Source organism: Lactiplantibacillus pingfangensis, assembly GCF_005404945.1.
Lineage (GTDB): Bacteria > Bacillota > Bacilli > Lactobacillales > Lactobacillaceae > Lactiplantibacillus > Lactiplantibacillus pingfangensis.
This window is the reverse complement of sequence record NZ_BJDG01000023.1, coordinates 40,386-57,201: the sequence shown is the minus strand read 5'-3', so window position 1 is coordinate 57,201 and position 16,816 is coordinate 40,386. Positions and strand designations below refer to the sequence as shown.

17 protein-coding genes are annotated in these 16,816 nt (G+C 45.5%); all 17 read right to left on the bottom strand.

Going from position 1 to position 16,816, the window contains the following annotated elements; all coding sequences use genetic code 11:
• Window positions 1-214: 214 nt before the first annotated feature.
• A complete protein-coding gene (locus FFM74_RS10710) occupies window positions 215-1,081 on the bottom strand; it encodes an SPFH domain-containing protein (RefSeq protein ID WP_137626625.1) in 867 nt (288 codons plus the stop codon).
• A gap of 278 nt (window positions 1,082-1,359) precedes the next feature.
• On the bottom strand, window positions 1,360-1,983 hold the full coding sequence (locus tag FFM74_RS10705; RefSeq protein ID WP_137626624.1) for a TetR/AcrR family transcriptional regulator: 624 nt from the start codon (window positions 1,981-1,983) through the stop codon (window positions 1,360-1,362).
• Complete coding sequence (locus tag FFM74_RS10700) at window positions 1,980-3,500, bottom strand: YhgE/Pip family protein (RefSeq protein ID WP_137626623.1); 1,521 nt, start codon at window positions 3,498-3,500, stop codon at window positions 1,980-1,982. The genes FFM74_RS10705 and FFM74_RS10700 overlap by 4 nt, the downstream gene beginning before the upstream one ends.
• Before the next feature lie 299 nt (window positions 3,501-3,799).
• Entirely contained in the window at window positions 3,800-4,186 is a 387-nt protein-coding gene (locus tag FFM74_RS10695) for a YxeA family protein (RefSeq protein ID WP_137626622.1), read from the bottom strand.
• 171 nt (window positions 4,187-4,357) lie between these two features.
• A complete protein-coding gene (locus FFM74_RS13855) occupies window positions 4,358-4,480 on the bottom strand; it encodes a hypothetical protein (protein WP_263405183.1) in 123 nt (40 codons plus the stop codon).
• A 230-nt stretch (window positions 4,481-4,710) separates the two neighbouring features.
• Window positions 4,711-5,067: a 50S ribosomal protein L19 gene (rplS, locus tag FFM74_RS10690; protein ID WP_137626621.1), complete on the bottom strand. Its 357-nt coding sequence runs from the start codon at window positions 5,065-5,067 to the stop codon at window positions 4,711-4,713.
• A gap of 117 nt (window positions 5,068-5,184) precedes the next feature.
• Window positions 5,185-5,925, bottom strand: a complete 741-nt coding sequence (gene trmD / locus FFM74_RS10685) for a tRNA (guanosine(37)-N1)-methyltransferase TrmD (protein ID WP_137626620.1) — start codon at window positions 5,923-5,925, stop codon at window positions 5,185-5,187.
• Window positions 5,925-6,449, bottom strand: a complete 525-nt coding sequence (gene rimM, locus FFM74_RS10680) for a ribosome maturation factor RimM (RefSeq protein ID WP_137626619.1) — start codon at window positions 6,447-6,449, stop codon at window positions 5,925-5,927. Before rimM ends, trmD begins: the two co-directional genes overlap by 1 nt.
• A 70-nt stretch (window positions 6,450-6,519) precedes the next feature.
• Entirely contained in the window at window positions 6,520-6,777 is a 258-nt protein-coding gene (gene khpA / locus FFM74_RS10675; protein WP_137626618.1) for an RNA-binding protein KhpA, read from the bottom strand.
• Window positions 6,778-6,794: 17 nt separating this feature from the next.
• Window positions 6,795-7,067 (bottom strand): 30S ribosomal protein S16, encoded by a 273-nt coding sequence (gene rpsP, locus FFM74_RS10670; RefSeq protein ID WP_003638633.1) that lies wholly within the window; start codon window positions 7,065-7,067, stop codon window positions 6,795-6,797.
• A gap of 96 nt (window positions 7,068-7,163) precedes the next feature.
• Window positions 7,164-8,618 carry a signal recognition particle protein gene (gene ffh, locus FFM74_RS10665; protein ID WP_137626617.1) on the bottom strand — a complete coding sequence of 485 codons (1,455 nt, stop codon included), beginning with the start codon at window positions 8,616-8,618 and terminating at the stop codon, window positions 7,164-7,166.
• 24 nt (window positions 8,619-8,642) lie between these two features.
• Window positions 8,643-8,990, bottom strand: coding sequence for a putative DNA-binding protein (locus FFM74_RS10660; RefSeq protein ID WP_137607511.1), 348 nt, complete (start codon window positions 8,988-8,990; stop codon window positions 8,643-8,645).
• 142 nt (window positions 8,991-9,132) lie between these two features.
• Window positions 9,133-10,506: a signal recognition particle-docking protein FtsY gene (gene ftsY, locus FFM74_RS10655; RefSeq protein WP_137626616.1), complete on the bottom strand. Its 1,374-nt coding sequence runs from the start codon at window positions 10,504-10,506 to the stop codon at window positions 9,133-9,135.
• A 20-nt stretch (window positions 10,507-10,526) separates the two neighbouring features.
• Window positions 10,527-14,096: a chromosome segregation protein SMC gene (gene smc / locus FFM74_RS10650; protein WP_137626615.1), complete on the bottom strand. Its 3,570-nt coding sequence runs from the start codon at window positions 14,094-14,096 to the stop codon at window positions 10,527-10,529.
• 522 nt (window positions 14,097-14,618) lie between these two features.
• Entirely contained in the window at window positions 14,619-15,317 is a 699-nt protein-coding gene (rnc, locus tag FFM74_RS10645) for a ribonuclease III (protein ID WP_137626614.1), read from the bottom strand.
• A gap of 165 nt (window positions 15,318-15,482) precedes the next feature.
• Window positions 15,483-15,728 carry an acyl carrier protein gene (gene acpP / locus FFM74_RS10640; RefSeq protein WP_137626613.1) on the bottom strand — a complete coding sequence of 82 codons (246 nt, stop codon included), beginning with the start codon at window positions 15,726-15,728 and terminating at the stop codon, window positions 15,483-15,485.
• A 38-nt stretch (window positions 15,729-15,766) separates the two neighbouring features.
• Window positions 15,767-16,813 carry a phosphate acyltransferase PlsX gene (gene plsX, locus FFM74_RS10635; RefSeq protein WP_137626612.1) on the bottom strand — a complete coding sequence of 349 codons (1,047 nt, stop codon included), beginning with the start codon at window positions 16,811-16,813 and terminating at the stop codon, window positions 15,767-15,769.
• Window positions 16,814-16,816 lie beyond the last annotated feature (3 nt).

Genomic DNA, 16,816 nt, shown 5'->3' with positions numbered 1-16,816 from the left:
CTCACATTGCATTAATGAGTATAGCTCCATGTCTTTGTTTATTTTACTTAGTGTTGCACTTGATTTGACAATTCGGGGACCTAATCGGCTTAAACAACTAGCCGATATTTTGGCAAATAACCGATCAACACTTCACCGCAAAAAAGAACCAGCCTCTTTTTCAGAGAGTCGGTTCTAAATTTCAAGTACTATAAATACCTTTAATTCAGCGTTTCTACTCCACCTTAGAAGTATTAACCACCGGCTGAGTCCCGCGCTCCGATATAATGGTTACCATCATATTATTGATTAATTGCAACTTTTTATCGTCAGATAGCTGCATGCCGGTATCCTTTTCCAAACGTTCAATGGTATCTTCCGTAATAGAAACCGCCCCTTCAACGATCACTTTCCGGGCAGACAAAATGGCAGAAGATTGTTGCCGTTGCAACATGGCGCTAGCAATTTCTGTCGCGTAGGCTAAATGCGTCAAGCGAGTTTCAACAATTTCAACACCGGCAACATTTAAGCGTTCCTGTAACTCTTCGGTCAACCGATCAGACACTTCGGTTGGATTACTACGCAACGTGACTTTTTTCTCATCATCAAAAGTGTCATACGGATATTCAGAAGCCACATGGCGAACTGCCGATTCACTTTGGATTTCGACGAATTGTTCGTAGTCATCCACCGCAAACAAAGCCATACTTGTGTCAACGACCTTAAATACAATCACTGCGGCAATTTCAACCGGGTTCCCACGTAAATCATTGACCTTCAAAATCGCACTATTAAAGTTCCGAACCCGCAATGAAATTGAAAACTTACTCGTTAACGGCACGGTCATAAATAGACCCGAATCGCGAATCGTCCCGATATACTTACCAAAGAATGTCAGCACCCGTGCTTCATTAGGTCCAACGATTGTCAGCGAACTGGCGCCAAAGCCAGCCACAATAATCAACAGGCCGCCCAATAACACGACTGGCACATTATCACTCGTACTCCCAGTCCAAATCAACCAGCCACCACCGATGACAAATAGAATTGCCAAGACTAAGCCGATATAACCATTAATATGAAATACTTCTTTTTCCTTCATGTTTACGTTCCCCCTCTATTAAAGTTAGTATACCTGTCTGCGAGTTAAACACCTAATCACAGCTCAAATTATAGCGACAACCAAAACCAATCGATACTCATAACTTCTTCATCAGTTGGCGTTTAACTTACTAATTGCCCCAGGTAGCTTGCAACCAGTGTCACACCGACGAGATAATACAAAACATCTTCAGCGTTTTTCGAAAACTCACGCTAAAGATGCCAGCTTTCACTGAAAAATTAACCCACTCATTCAACAACCAAAATAATCAATTTTTATCACGCTTTTGTCTGCTCGATGCTAGCGGAAGCCACCATAATTTCAGCAAGATCAACGGGGCTTAGAAGCCGACTGCGCAGAAAAATCTCGTAAGCGCTAGTTGGCGCGACCATTGGCGTCTGGCCTAGCCAGTACGTTAAAATTGTCACAATATTTTCCACGATTAAAGCCTTAGCTAACTCTGCTGACACAAGACTCGTCGGTTTAGTCCCCATCAGTTCTGATGACGGCTCCACAATCAATTTATCACCAATCAACTGCTTAATCTTGGCTAATAAGGTCGTCTCTGGGCAATTGACTAACGTGCTAATCGCTCGGCGATGCTGATAGATCACTTTCATCATGACATAAAACGCATTGGCCGGCGGCGTTTCCTCAATTCTCATCAAATTCGGTTTCGGATACTGGTCAAAAATTGCCTGCATGTCCGTCATTAATTGATCTTCACATTGATCCAGCAAGTCATATTTATCCAAATAGTAACGATAAAAAGTCCCCCGCGACACTTTGGCTTGTCTTAAGAGATCCGCCACGGTTAAGGCTTTAAACCCCTTTCCCTGGATAACCGTCACTAGTGCTGCTTCAATACACTTTCGCGTGGCAATGCTATGCGCATTAATCATTTTTTCACCTCCGCTAGCTCTAAATCTTCACCGTCCCAAAAACCAAATTTAGCCGTTTTAATGTTAATCGCAAATTTTAAGCCAATCAGCCCATTTGCCAGCACTAAAATCGCGAACATCAGCCAACTATCATTTTGAATCGAGCCACCTAACGAAATCGCCTGTCGAAGGCCATCAATCAAGTAAGTCATTGGCAAATAGGGCGTCAACCGACTCGCAAAGGAACTGGTCAATTGGGTTGGGTATAATCCCGCGGAGGCCGACAGTTGTAAAACTAAAACAATCGTAATTAGCCAAGTCCCAAACCCACCTAACAAAATTCGCAAGGCAAAAATAATCGACAGAAACGTTAATGAACCGAGTAATAACAGCACGACCAACTGTAAATTGGATTGAACTTGTAAGCCAATAAAATTGTGCAAAACGATGAACAAGCCAATTGCTTGCAGCCCACCAACTAAGCCAACAATGGAAAACTTCGCCGCCCACCAGCTTAGCCAATGTCGGGGTCGCTCGGCCGGGGTATAGGCATCAAACATGGTGCCGACCGCGATACCACCAACAAATAAGCCAATGGCAATCGCAAACGGTGCCATCCCGGTGCCGTTATTTGGCACCTTCGTCTCATCAGTCATGACGGCCACTACCGGACTAGCTAAAACCGTCGCATTAGCAACTTTCGTGTGAATCTGACGTAGTCGTTGGGCACTCGCACGTAACTGTTGGGCCTCCAATTGATTGCCGGCCTGTAAGCGGCTCAATCCTAGCGTCGTCGCCGTCGCCCCAGTTGAGAGCGCTTGACTGCCAGCCTGCAATTTAGCTAACCCGGCTTTCATCGTGGCGGTGGCCGGACTCATTGGAAGCGCCTGCTGCAATCCGGTTAACCCCGATGCCAACTGATTGCTGCCACGGCTCAACTTCTGATTACCGGCTTGCAACTGAGTTTCACCAGCGGCCAAGGCCTGACTGCCGTTGCCAGCTGTTTGCATCCCATTAGTCACCGACTTAACCGTTCCTAATAAAATACTGGCGTACATTTTAGTAACCTGTGTGGCAACTTTTGTATTGATTGCCGTCGCAGCGCCCGTCGTCATTTTAGCCACAATAAAGTTACGACCAGAACTGATCCGATAATGTAACCGTAACTGTTGCGGCTGATCACTTAATAAGGTCGTCGCATTTTTAGAAAAGTCGCGTGGAATCGTGACAGTCATGTAATACTTGCCCGTTTTCAATCCCTGCGCTGCGCGGGTTGCTGAAACCGCATGATAGTCCAGTGAATCCGAGTGTTGCAACGACTTAACTAATGTTGAGCCAATCTGAATCGTTTTACCATGATAGCGTTGTGAAATATCTTGATTGACCACTGCAACCGGAATATCGGCGGGTTTGCCATAAGTATTCCACATTGATGACAAATACAACCAGCAATAAATTGCCGGAATTAACGCGATCATGACTAATACTAAAATCATCCCGTGGTCATGTCGCAAGTGACCCCATTCTGCTTTGAACATAAACCTCACCCCTCAAAATGAAAGTTGAACACGTTGTTCAAAAAACATCTTAAGGCGTGGCTTCCGGTCGAACAAGGTACAAAATCAGCCAAACTGTTCAAGTTCGTCTGTATCAGTCACACTGGTTACTAGTGAGCACGGGTGTTGTTTGCTTGATCAAGCAGAAAACTATCAATCGGGCTTATTTAACAAATATTCCCACAAAAATCGCCAAGTAACAATTGGTTACGGCTTGTTTACGCACTGAACAAAAAATCGCCGACTAGAATTAAACTTCCAGACAACGACTTTGCTCCGCGCTAACTCACCAATTGATTTCGGACGGAAACTGGTAAGTGTTTCGTATTTTTGACGGGTTCATAATTGGTCACACCAAAATGCGTATTGACGGTCACTTTGACCAGCTTACTCTTGCTGAATGGTGCAGGTGCAACCGCGTCCGTCTTAAATTTAATCTGTCGCTTAGCCCCATGCCGGTTAATCCCCAGGCCTAAGTATGTATGCCCCGTGCTCTTCACCCCAGTTGGTAAGCTAACATCGTAAGAATTCAATGTTTTACCGGCTTGTACATAATAAGTTTCCCCACCATAGCGATAAACCATCCACCAAATATTCAACCCGACGACTACAATCAACAAAGTAAGTTCAGTTGCCTCAATCAGCCATTCTCGTCGTTGCTTAGTCATTTTTCACCACGCCAACTCTCTATGTTTGATTACATTGAGTATAAAATAACCACCGGTTGGGAAACAAGTGATAATCTGAAACAAATAAATTTATGACTAGCCTGATCAAGGTTTTCCTTACAACGACAAAAAAAGATCCAATCAGTCCCCTGCCTGATTGAACCGCTGGCCTTACTTTCGTCGCCTAATCACCCAAATCACCAAATAAATAATCGCCGTCAAACTAATGCTAATCACGAGCCACATCACGATCGACTCTTCTAAAATCGGATTGACACTTAATACTGTTTTCACGACTTGCTGACCTCCGATATCACCAACTGTGATATTTCTAGGCAAATTTAACTTGCATCATCCGGACGCGATTGGATCCCCATCTCATGAAATATCAACCCTAATTTTATCATAATATTTTTATTAAACAAAAATAATTGCGCAAAAAAACGACCAACTGACGAATCAGCCGATCGTTTTGAGGCTCAATGACTGGCCTAAACCAGTCAATCAAGCTTGTTTGCTTGGATTTAGCTACGACGGCGTTCTGGAATCCGAGCAGCCTTACCATGTAAGTCGCGTAAGTAGTATAACTTAGCACGACGTACCCGACCTTGACGAACAACATCAATAGCCGCTACACGAGGTGTGTGTAATGGGAAAGTCCGTTCAACACCGACACCGTTACTGATCTTACGAACAGTATAGGTTTCGCTGATACCTGAACCGTGACGTTTGATAACGACACCTTCAAATAATTGGATCCGTTCACGCGTGCCTTCAACAACACGGGCGTGAATACGAACAGTATCTCCAGGGCGGAAATCAGGGATATCCGTACGGAGTTGGTCATTGGTGATCTTTTCGATCAATTGGTTTTGACGCATAGTTTTGTTTCTTCCTTTCGCCGATATTCGTGACAACTTTGGTCAGCGGAATGTCGTTAATGGGCATGATAGCCAATAAATAGATTAACATAATCCCCTCGCCGGTGCAAGGGTTGATTATAAATCGCCGGCGTCTGCTTTAATATCAGCCAGCATTTGTCGGGCCTTGCCGTTAAGGGTCAGCTGGGCTAACATATCAGGTCGACGCTCGTAGGTTCGCTTTAAAGCCTGTTCTAAGCGCCAGTCATCAATTTTACCGTGATCACCACTCAACAAGATGTCCGGGACGCTCATGCCTCGAAAATCGGCTGGACGCGTATATTGTGGGTATTCCAATAGGCCACTGGAAAATGAATCTCCCGGCGCCGACTCTGAATTACCTAAAACGCCTGGAATCAGCCGAACCGTCGCATCAATCATGACCATTGCCCCTAATTCGCCACCAGTGAGCACATAATCACCTAATGAGACCTCATCCGTCACCAGTGAGCGGATTCGCTCATCATAACCTTCATAATGGCCACAGATGAATGTTAAGTGGTCTTCCTTAGCAAAGTCCTCCGCAACCGTTTGATTGAACTGATAGCCCGCAGGATCAAGCAAAACAACGCGCCCTTTTTCTGGATGCTTCGTCTGCACGTCTGCCAACGCATCAAAAATTGGTTGTGGCTGCAGCAACATCCCGGCGCCACCGCCATACGGGTAATCGTCGACATGGTTGTGCTTATCGGTCGTATAGTCTCGAAAATCAGTGACACCCACATCAATCAAGTTATTTTCAACCGCATTACCAATCATGGACTCATGTAGTGGCCCGTCAAACATGTGCGGAAATAAGCTTAAAATATCGATCCGCATTAGTCGATCAACCCTTCCATCAATTCAACCGTGACCGTTCCGGCCGCCAGATCAACTTTTTTGATAACTTGTGGAATCTTTGGTAGCAGGACGTCTGCGAGGCCATGCCCACGTTGAACGACCCAGACATCATTAGCACCCGGTGATAAAATTTCGCTGACCTTGCCAATGGTTTCACCAGCAACCGTCACCACTTTTAAGCCAATAATTTGATGATAATAATATTCGCCCGCTGGCAAGTCCTGCAAGGCTTCAGCCGCAACCTTTAAGGTCCAACCTTTGTATTTTTCAACATCATTAATGTTGTCGAGCCCTTTAAATGTCAGAAAAAAGAGTCCTTTTTGTTCACGTGCCGTGGCAATCGTCACTGGAATCCCACCGGTCGTGTCCGCCACATCTTTAAATAAGATTAGCTTTTCGCCCTTAGCGAAACGTTTCTCAGGAAAATCGGTAATCACGACTACCTTGACTTCACCACGAATGCCGTGGGTATTAACTAAAGTACCTACTCGAAAATAAGCCATATGCCCTCCTTAAAATTGCGTGTTATTTTTTGTAATAAAAAAGCTCTCGAACAAAACATTACTGCTTCGCTCAAGAGTTTTTTTTCTGTCCATCTTCGATCGTAAGACGAACTCGTTTAGGTCCTGAAACTCGGACACTATACACAATCGTCCGAATTGCCGAAGCAACGCGTCCCTGGCGACCAATAACCCGCCCAATATCCTCGGGATTAACTGTTAAGTTATATTCCAAGTAACGATTGGTTTCCTTGAAATCAATCGTAATATCGGCTGGATATTGAACCAACGGCGTGACGACCGTTTTGATTAAAGCTTTAATATCTGCCATGATCTATTACCGCTTTATTATTTAGTGAACTTAGCTTCATGATACTTCTTCATGATTCCGGCTTTAGATAAGATATTCTTAACCGTATCTGAAGGTTGTGCACCATTGTTCAACCAACCGAGGATATCTTCCTCTTCAAGTTTAACTTGGGCTGGTTCTGTAAGTGGGTTGTATGTGCCGACTTGGGCGATAAAACGACCATCACGTGGTGAACGTGAATCAGCGACAACAATCCGGTAAAATGGATTTTTCTTTGAACCCATCCGCTTTAGACGAATCTTGACTGACATTTAAACACCTCCCGAATTCTTTAACAGGTAATAATATACCAGTAAATCAATAGCTTGTAAAGGTTTTTTTCTTGACAGGCTAAAAATAGTTTTAAATTAACGTTTACGACGCCGCATTGCCTTGGCTAAACGCTTCTTTTTATTCTTTTGGGTGGTGCGGACCATCCGCTTCATCGCCATCTGTTGCATCTTGCCACCGAGGCCGCCACCACCACCGGCGCCGCCCATTAACCCTTCCATCCCAGAGAAGTTACCTTTGGACATCTGGTTCATCATCTTTTTAGTCTGATTAAATTGTTTGATCATCCGGTTAACCTCATGAATCGGTCGGCCAGAACCAGCTGCAATTCGACGACGACGAGATGGATTTAAAACATCTGGATCTTGCTTTTCTTGCGCGGTCATGGAATAAACAATCGCACGAATATGAGCAATATCTTTCGGATCCATATTGAAGTTCTTCATCGCGGGGTTATTTGCCATCCCAGGAATCATCTTCATGATATCTTCCATGTTACCCATTTTGTCAACTTGATCAAGTTGATCGATGAAGTCATTGAAGTCAAAAGAATTCTCCTGAATCTTGCGGTTCATTTGTTCGGCTTCTTTTTCATCGTACTGCTGTTGCGCCTTTTCAATCAGCGTCAACATGTCGCCCATGCCTAAGATACGATCCGCCATTCGGTCTGGATGGAAGACATCCAGGTCGGTCATCTTTTCACCTTGACCAACGAACTTGATTGGCTTACCGGTCACGGCGCGAATTGATAACGCGGCCCCACCACGGGTATCCCCATCTAACTTCGTTAAAACGACCCCAGTGACGTCAAGCTTCTGATCAAAGCCTTCCGCGGTATTCACCGCATTTTGACCAGTCATGGCATCGATGACTAAAAGGATTTCGTCTGGATGGACTAAATCCTTGATGTTAGCCAATTCTGTCATCAACTGTTCGTCAATTTGCAAACGACCGGCAGTATCAATGAAGACATAATCATTATGATTAGCTTCGGCTTCAGCCATCCCTTGACGGACAATTTCAACTGGATCAACCTCTGTCCCCATTTCGAAAACTGGGACGTCGATCTGTTGTCCAACCTGTTTCAATTGTTGAATCGCAGCTGGTCGATAAACGTCGGCCGCAATCATTAATGGGCGGGCATTTTCTTCATTTTTGAGCTTGAGGGCAAGTTTCCCAACCGTGGTCGTTTTCCCGGCCCCTTGAAGCCCGGCCATCATGATCACCGTTGGAATCTTAGCCGATTTGTTCAACGGCACAGCCGTCTCACCCATGGTCTTAGTTAATTCTTCGTTAACGATTTTAACGATCTGTTGTGCTGGATTTAAACCTTCGAGGACTTTCGCCCCTAAGGCACGATCTCGCACCGTTTTGACAAAATCTTTCACGACGGTAAAGTTAACATCGGCTTCAAGTAACGCCAAACGGATTTCCCGCATAGTGTCTCTCAAATCACTCTCGGAAACTTTGCCTTTCCGTCGGAGATTGGTCATTGCTTTTTGTAAACGTTCTGTTAGGCCTTCAAATGCCATCAGTGTTCACCTAACCTTCATTTTTTATTCTGAGTCAGCTTCTAAGTTGACTAGTTGTTGAATCATTTTAATTAATGTCGCATCACCATGATAGTGCTGCTTAATATACGCTGAAATCGCGTCAACCTCGTGATTACGTTCAACAAATGCTTGATATAAATGCAATTTGGTTTCGTAACCTTCGAGAATCTTTTCCGTGCGTTTAATATTATCGTACACCGCTTGTCGCGAGACCGAAAATTCTTCGGCAATTTCCCCTAAAGAATAATCATCACCGTAATACAACTGAATATAAGACTTTTGCTTATTGGTCAGTAGTGGTTCATAGAATTCAAATAAAGAATTGATGCGGTAATTTTTTTCAATTTCCATGGGACGCTCCTTTAGACAAACATGACTAATTGCACACTCACTTAGATTACCGATTTTTCCTAGAAACGTCAACTCTCAGCCGCCATTTCTAGGAAAAAATAAAAACGATCTTCCGTTATCCGAAAAACCGTTCTCAAAGTTATTAGCCTGCAATCACATCTTTAAATAGCCCGTAAACAAAATCATTGGCATTAAATGGCCGCAAATCAGTCACTTTTTCACCAAGACCAACGTACTTGACCGCTAAATGCAGCTCGTTACGAATGGCCAACACAATCCCACCACGCGCGGTACCATCGAGTTTTGTCAAGACGATTCCCGTCACGGCAGTCGATTGTTTAAACAGCTTCGCTTGGTTCAGCGCATTTTGACCGGTCGTAGCATCTAAGACTAACAAGACTTCTTGTGGCGCAGCTGGAATCTCACGGGTAATGACCCGTTTAATTTTTTCCAGCTCGTTCATCAAGTTCACCTTATTTTGTAAGCGACCAGCAGTATCAACGAATAAAATATCGTAATCTTCCGCTTTGGCTTTCTTAACGGCGTCAAAACAAACCGAAGCCGGGTCACTCTTTTCAGGGCCGGCGACAACATCGACACCGTCACGTTCGCCCCAAACTTGAAGTTGTTGAATGGCGCCCGCTCGGAAAGTATCACAAGCGGCTAACAAAACTTTCTTGCCTTGTTGTTTATACATGTTTGCCATTTTACCAATGGTCGTCGTTTTACCAGCGCCGTTGACGCCGACGAATAGAATCACCGTGGGCCCAGACTTGGCTAAATGAATGCTGTTATCCTCACCACGGCCGGCTTCGCCGTACATATCAACGAGTTTTTCAACGATCACGCTCGAAAGTTCTTTTTTACTCTTAGCGTTCTTGAGCTTAACTTCATCGCGTAACTCATCACTGATGCGCATCGCAGTTTCATAGCCGACATCAGACTCAATCAAGGTATCTTCCAATTCATCGAAAAAGCTTTCATCGACATGCCGGAAGTTCGCTAGAAAGGCATTAATGCGATCACCGAATGTTTTCCGCGATTTTTTCAACCCTTCATCATAACGTTCAGCTTCGCTTGGCTCTGCCGACTGAGTTCCCTCAGGCTCGTCATCAGCCACGGATGCGTCATCGGACCCAGTCGCAATTGAGTCAGGCGCAGCAGCCACTGTCGAAGTGGGGGCACTGCTGACCGCCTCAGAAACCGCTGCGGGCGCAACTGACTCGGCTTCAGATTCGGCCGAGTGAGCGAGTGAGTCGGTGCCGACTAATTCAGCGGCATGGCTGGTGGCAACCGTGCTGGTCGTGTCTTCAGTCGCAGCGGAAGTTGCGGCTGATTCAGTTGGCTCGCTGCTAACTTCACTCGTACTGGATGCAACCGCACTCACTGCGGCACTGGTCCCGGCTTCCGCCTGGCTGGCCGCAGATTCAGTGGCTTCACTAGTCGCAGATGCGGCTTGAGAGGCTTCGGATTCTGGTAAACTAAATGCTTGTTTAAGGCGACTAAATAATCCCATCTTATCATTGCTCCTTTGGCTTAATTTTCAGTATTGGTGTTTGCTTTCAACTCATCTAATGACACTGAAACCATCTTTGAAACGCCAGATTCTTCCATCGTGACGCCGTACAACACATTTGCGTGCATCATGGTCCCTTTTCGGTGGGTGATGATGACGAATTGCGTTCCCGTCTGAAAGTCTTGCAAATATTGACTAAAACGGTCCACATTGGCGTCATCCAGCGCCGCTTCCGCTTCATCCAAAATACTAAATGGTACTGGCCGAACGGCTAAGATTGCAAACAGCAACGTTATCGCTGTTAGCGCGCGTTCACCACCGGATAACAAGCTTAACCGTTGAAACTTTTTGCCAGGTGGCTGGGCCATGATATCGACCCCACTGGTCAAAAGGTGCTCTGGATCAGTTAAGATCAGTTCAGCCTTCCCACCACCAAACATTTGACTAAAAATCGCGCTAAATTCAGTCGCCACTTGGTCAAATGCCGTTTTGAAGCGAGTCACAACGGTTTCATCTAAATCAGCCATCGTTTGCAGTAAGTCGGCCTTCGACTGGGTCAAATCCGCCACTTGATCAGTTAAAAAGTCATAACGCTTAGATAACTCATCAAATGCCGCAATCGCACCCAAATTGACGGTGCCAATTTCATCGAGACCGCGTTTTAATAACTTAAGTTGCTCATTGATTTCAGGCAAGTCCAACTCACTCAAATCAGTTTGAGCGGCCGCCAAAGTTAAGCTGTATTTTTCGCCTAAATCAGCAGTCGCATGGTCGACTTCACCAGCCAATTTCGTTTGGCTGAGCTCCAGTCGCCGAAAGTCATCCGTTGCCGCGGCCAAGAGTTGCTGTGTCCGCGTCTGGGTCGTATTCAACGCCACGAGGGCATCATTAGCAGCCGTCAACTTCGACTGCACCTCAGTTTGGGCAGCAACCACTTCAGTCTGGTCCGCCTGAGCCTTCACCAAGATGGCCGTTCGTTCCTGACCTGACAACTGATCATCTGCCAAAGCGGCTTGGACCGTTTTCAGTTGTTCAGCGGCTTGCTGTTGCGCAGTTTGTTGCGCCGCTAACTGCTGATCACACTGCTCAAGTTGTTGTTTAACTTGTTTGCAACGTTCTTGCAACGTCACCAACGTTTCGCGTTGGTTTTGAAGCTGTCCCGCTTGTGCTTGCTGATAGGTCGTATAGTCTTGTTGTTGTTGCTTAATTGTGTCAATTTGTTGCAAATAATCTGCTAATTTTTGTTGATTATCGGCCGTGGCTTGTTGATTGTGTGCAACCTGTTCCTCATAACTGCTGTCTTCATCGGCGCGTTGTGAGCGTTCATAGTCGAGCGCTTTGACTTGCCGCGTCAATTGACTAAGTTCCCGCTGTGCGGCTTGCAAATTAGCTTGGTTCTGATTGGCTTGATCCTTTAACTCGCTCAACTTTTGTTGACTGGCTTCACCGGCCGTCGTCAAGGTCGTGTTCGCCAATTTGGTTGCTTGAAGCTGTTCCTCACTAGCTGTCAGGGCATGCGTCATTTTTTCCAAATCCGCGGCTAATTGATCAGTCCGTTGGCGCTGTTGCAGTACACCACGATCACCATGCATGGTTGCACCACCGGTAATCGCGCCACTGGCCGCAATCGTTTCACCATCGACGGTCACCAATTTGCAATGGAAACGCCGCGTCCGCGAAATCGCCAAGGCATGTTCAAGCGTGTCGACGATCACCGTCGTCCCAAGCAAATAGCGCTTAATCGCCACATAAGGTTGGGCACAGGTCACTAACTCACTCGCAATTCCTAAGACACCAGCCTGCTGTAGAATGGCTTGCTCAGTTGTCACCGGCAGTTGCCGTGGGTCAATCCGTTCCACGGGTAAGAAGGTCGCGCGACCAGCGTGATGCGTCGTCAAAAAGGCGACCACCGCTTTAGCCGTTTGCTGCGTGTCACAGACAATATTTTGAACTTGACCACCCAGCGCCACTTCAACCGCCTTCGTGTAATTGGCCGGAATCGTTAATAGTTCAGAAACTGCCCCAGCGATCCCAGTAAACTGTTGACGATGTTCCAAGGCCGCCCTAACACCCGCATAAAAACTCGTATAGCGTTCTTGTGCAGATTGCAGTGTTTCTAACTGCGACTTGGCTTTTTCGCGCAAGCCTAAAGCAGCATAATAATTTTGTTGTTGGCTTTCATATTGTTCAGCGCTCTTCCGATAAGCGGCACGCTGTTCTGCTAATTGTTGCGTCTGTGCACTGACTTGATTCTCAATCGTTCGCAATTGATGATTTTGTTCATCAACAGTGGTCTTAGCTGCGGCAAGTTGTGCCTGGGCGGTGGTGAGGTTTCGCGTCGTGGCGTCCGTTCGCGACCCTGCCTGTTGATGTTGCTTGATCAGATTTTTAGCTTCATTATTCAATGATGCCTCAGTCTGTTTTTCGGCGACATAGGCGGCACGAAGGTCTTCCAATTTTTCCGCCAGTTGTTGGCGACCGGCCTCACTAGTTGCCGTTGTCAGCTCAGCCACAGCCGTTTTTAATTGAGTCACTTGTTTTTGTTGCGTCGTTAACTGCTGTGTCAATTGAGCCTTTTGGGCCGTTAAGTCACTCACTGCAGTCTTGGCCGCGGTCAAATCCGCAGTTAAACGCTCCTGCGTTGCTTGTTGATTCTGGCGTCGTTCCGCATCAATTCCTTGACGTCCCTGCGTATTTTCAATGGTCTTAGTCAGCTCAAGATTTTTAGCTGCCAACTCATCTTTAGCTTGTAGTTGCGTTGCTTGTTCTCGTTTGAGTTGGTCAACTTCCGTGGCACCAGCATCTGCCTGCACCTGGTATTTTTGAACTAACCCTTTAGCTTGGCTTAATTGTTGATTAACTTTGACCAATTGATCGTGGGCAATCGTCACTTTTTTAACCAAACGTGACCGGTCAAAATAGTCGTATTTCTGTTTCTGATCTTGATAATCATGAGCCAGACTGGCTTGTTCTTCCAGCGGCCCGCGTTGTTGATCTAGCTCGGCAATAATATCGGTAATTCGATTTAAATTATCGGTGGTATCCGCCAAACGGCTTTCAGTCGTCTGCTTATCTTTTTTGTACTTCAAAACGCCGGCGACATCTTCAATGATGCTCCGTCGTTCTTCTGGTTTCGCGTTGAAAACGGCTTCGACTCGGCCTTGAGAAATCACTGAAAACGAGTCCTTACCCAGACCCGTATCAATCATTAAAGTCGTAATATCCTTCAAGCGGCAAGCTTGATTATTAATCAAATACTCGCTATCACCATTGCGGAATAATTTCCGGGTAATGCTGACTTCCGCGTAGTCTAACGGTAAAAAGTGGTCACTATTATCAAACGTGATCGTCACTTTTGCCATGTTCAGCCGTTTACGATGGGCCGAACCGGCAAAAATCACATCGGTCATTTTCGTCCCACGTAAGCTCTTCACGGCTTGTTCACCCAAGACCCAGCGAATCGCTTCAATAATATTACTCTTACCGCTCCCATTTGGGCCGACAATGCCAGTCATTCCAGCTTGAAAATCAATTTTTGTTTTATCGGCAAAAGACTTAAAGCCGCTGATTTCTAATGATTTAAGTTGCATTCGACACAAACTTCCTGTAATTATTAATCGTTACTTTTCAAAAAAATTAAGCGGCAATTCTCACAAAATACCTTGAATTCTCGCCTACTGATCATCCTAAACTAAAGGTTGAGAAGTGCTAGCGAGAACTCCCGCTTCCGGCTGTCACTGATGTTAAAAATTTTAAAGGGCTGATAAATCAACTGTTAATCACATACGGTCAATCAAACCATCCGAGAAAGTTCAAAGTATTGCTCACTGGATAAATGATTTTTAATACCTTTATCCTTAGCTGGAGGGCGTCGCTGATGGCATCGGGCGTGAATGTCCCGTTAGAGCGGCGGCTTTTGCCGGTTTTACGGGATGGACGGTCCGGGATAGTTGCGGTTTTTGCAACCATTCCGGGCGAAGACCAAGACCGCCCCTCAGGCTTGGTCTGGTCCCTCGTCCGCATGCCATCAGTGACGGCCGGAAGCGACACTTTTCACCACCAATGTACCGCGGATACGACTGCTTTTATTAGCAAATTTCGTCTTTCACCCTTTACTTACTTTCCTGTAATTTCGTATAAGCTTGGCGGGCCGCGCTTTGTTCAGCCTCTTTTTTAGAGTGGCCACGACCTTCACCAATTTGACGGCCATTCGCAGAAACAGCGATTTCATAAGACCGTTCATTGGCAGGACCGTCTTGTTCAACTAATTGATAGTCGATTTCAACATCGCCAGCTTGCTGCAAATATTCTTGTAACGTCGTTTTGTAGTCAAAAACACCATCAAAGCGACCTTCGTCCAATTTAGGAAAAATAACTTGATGCACGAATGCCAAGACCGGTTCGCGACCTTGATCTAAGTACAAAGCACCAACAAATGATTCGAAGATGTCACAGAGTAACGAATCACGTTCCCAAGCTTTAGCCTTCTGTTCGCCTTTACCTAAACGGATATATTTCGGAAAGTCACACTCACGCGCGAAGCTGGCAAAACTATCTTCACAAACCATTGCCGCTCGCAGGCGAGTCAACTTGCCTTGGGGCATGTCTTTATAACGCTTGTATAAATACTCAGAAACCGCTAATTCTAAGACGGCATCCCCCAAAAATTCGACTCGTTCGTAATACTTCAACTTTTGATCTTGGTGTTCGTTAACATATGATGCTTGGGTAAACGCTTCGGCCAGTAAATCTGGATTCTTGAAGGTAATCCCAAAACGTTCCTGCAACATTGCAGCTAATTCAGTTATCATGGTTAGCATCCTTTCTATTCGTTAAAACCCGATACGTGAAACTATTATACTATGATTGACTAATTAATAACAATTTTTTGTTAATGAGGGTAATTAAAAAGCAGGCATTTTGCCTGCTTTTTAAGCCGTGCGCACCAAGGATCATGAATTGCCCTTGGTCACACCCTATTTTGTTTGGTTTGCTGCCACGTAGTCGACAACTTCGCCAACTGTATTTAGCTTTTCAGCATCTTCATCAGAAATTTCGCTACCAAACGTGTCTTCAAGTTCTAAGACAAATTCTACGAAATCAATTGAATCAGCATCCAAATCTTGTTCCAAATTCATTTCATTGGTTACGGTACTTTGATCAACTTCAAAACGGTCAGCAATGATGGCCGCGATCTTATTGAAGATTTCTTCTTTTGTCATGCAAATATCCCTCACTAACTTGAATTCACTAAAGTATTTTAATCGTTTTCGACGGACTTGTCTACACTTGCCTGTTGATTTGCTTGCTGATTCGCATAGTAAGCCGCAACACCCGGAACAATATCCGTGGCAACCATCTGGCGAATCTGACGAATCGTATTGACAATCGTGGTCGCTTTACTTGAGCCATGTGCCTTAACGACTGGTGCCTTCAAGCCAAGTAAGACTGCCCCGCCATACTGTGAATAATCCATTTGTGACCGAATTTGATTGAAGCCATTTTTAAGCAATAAGCCACCCAGTTTGCCGCTAACGCCAGTATTATAAACGGCATCTTTGACCAAGCCCAACATTGAGCGAGCGGTCCCTTCAATACTCTTTAAGACCGCATTTCCGGTAAAGCCATCCGTCACGACCACATCCGCGACACCATTCAACAAGTCCCGTGATTCCACGTTACCCACAAAATTAATATCAGCAGTTTGTTGTAACAACTCGAAGGCCGCCTTGTGTACTTTATTCCCCTTATCATCTTCGGTCCCATTGTTCAATAGGGCGACCCGAGGAGATTGCGTTTGCATCATACGCTCGGCATAGTAAGTCCCCAAAATGGCATATTGCTGCAAATTAACCGGTTTACTATCCGCATTTGCCCCAATATCCATCATGACAAAATTAGATTGCTTGGGATTGCGGACAACCGGGAGCGCCGTAACTAAGCCCGGACGGTCAATGCCTTTAATCCGACCAACAATAAATAACCCCGCGGCTAAAACCGCACCGGAATTACCGGCAGAGAAAAAGGCATCCGCTTGGCCTTCTTTGACAGCGGTCGCGGCCATGACGATTGATGAATTTTTCTTGCGACGAACGGCACGGACCGGTTCATCTTCCATTGTGATCACTTCATCGGCGTTAATCACTTGAATACGGTCACGATTTTTAAGATATTGATTAATGACGTCGCGCTTACCGTAAAGTAAAAAGACCGTATCCTCAAATAAGTCACGTGCCTGTTCAACCCCTTCAATGACTGCTTCCGGGGCATAGTCACCGCCCATTGCATCAATCGCAATTTTTACCATGTT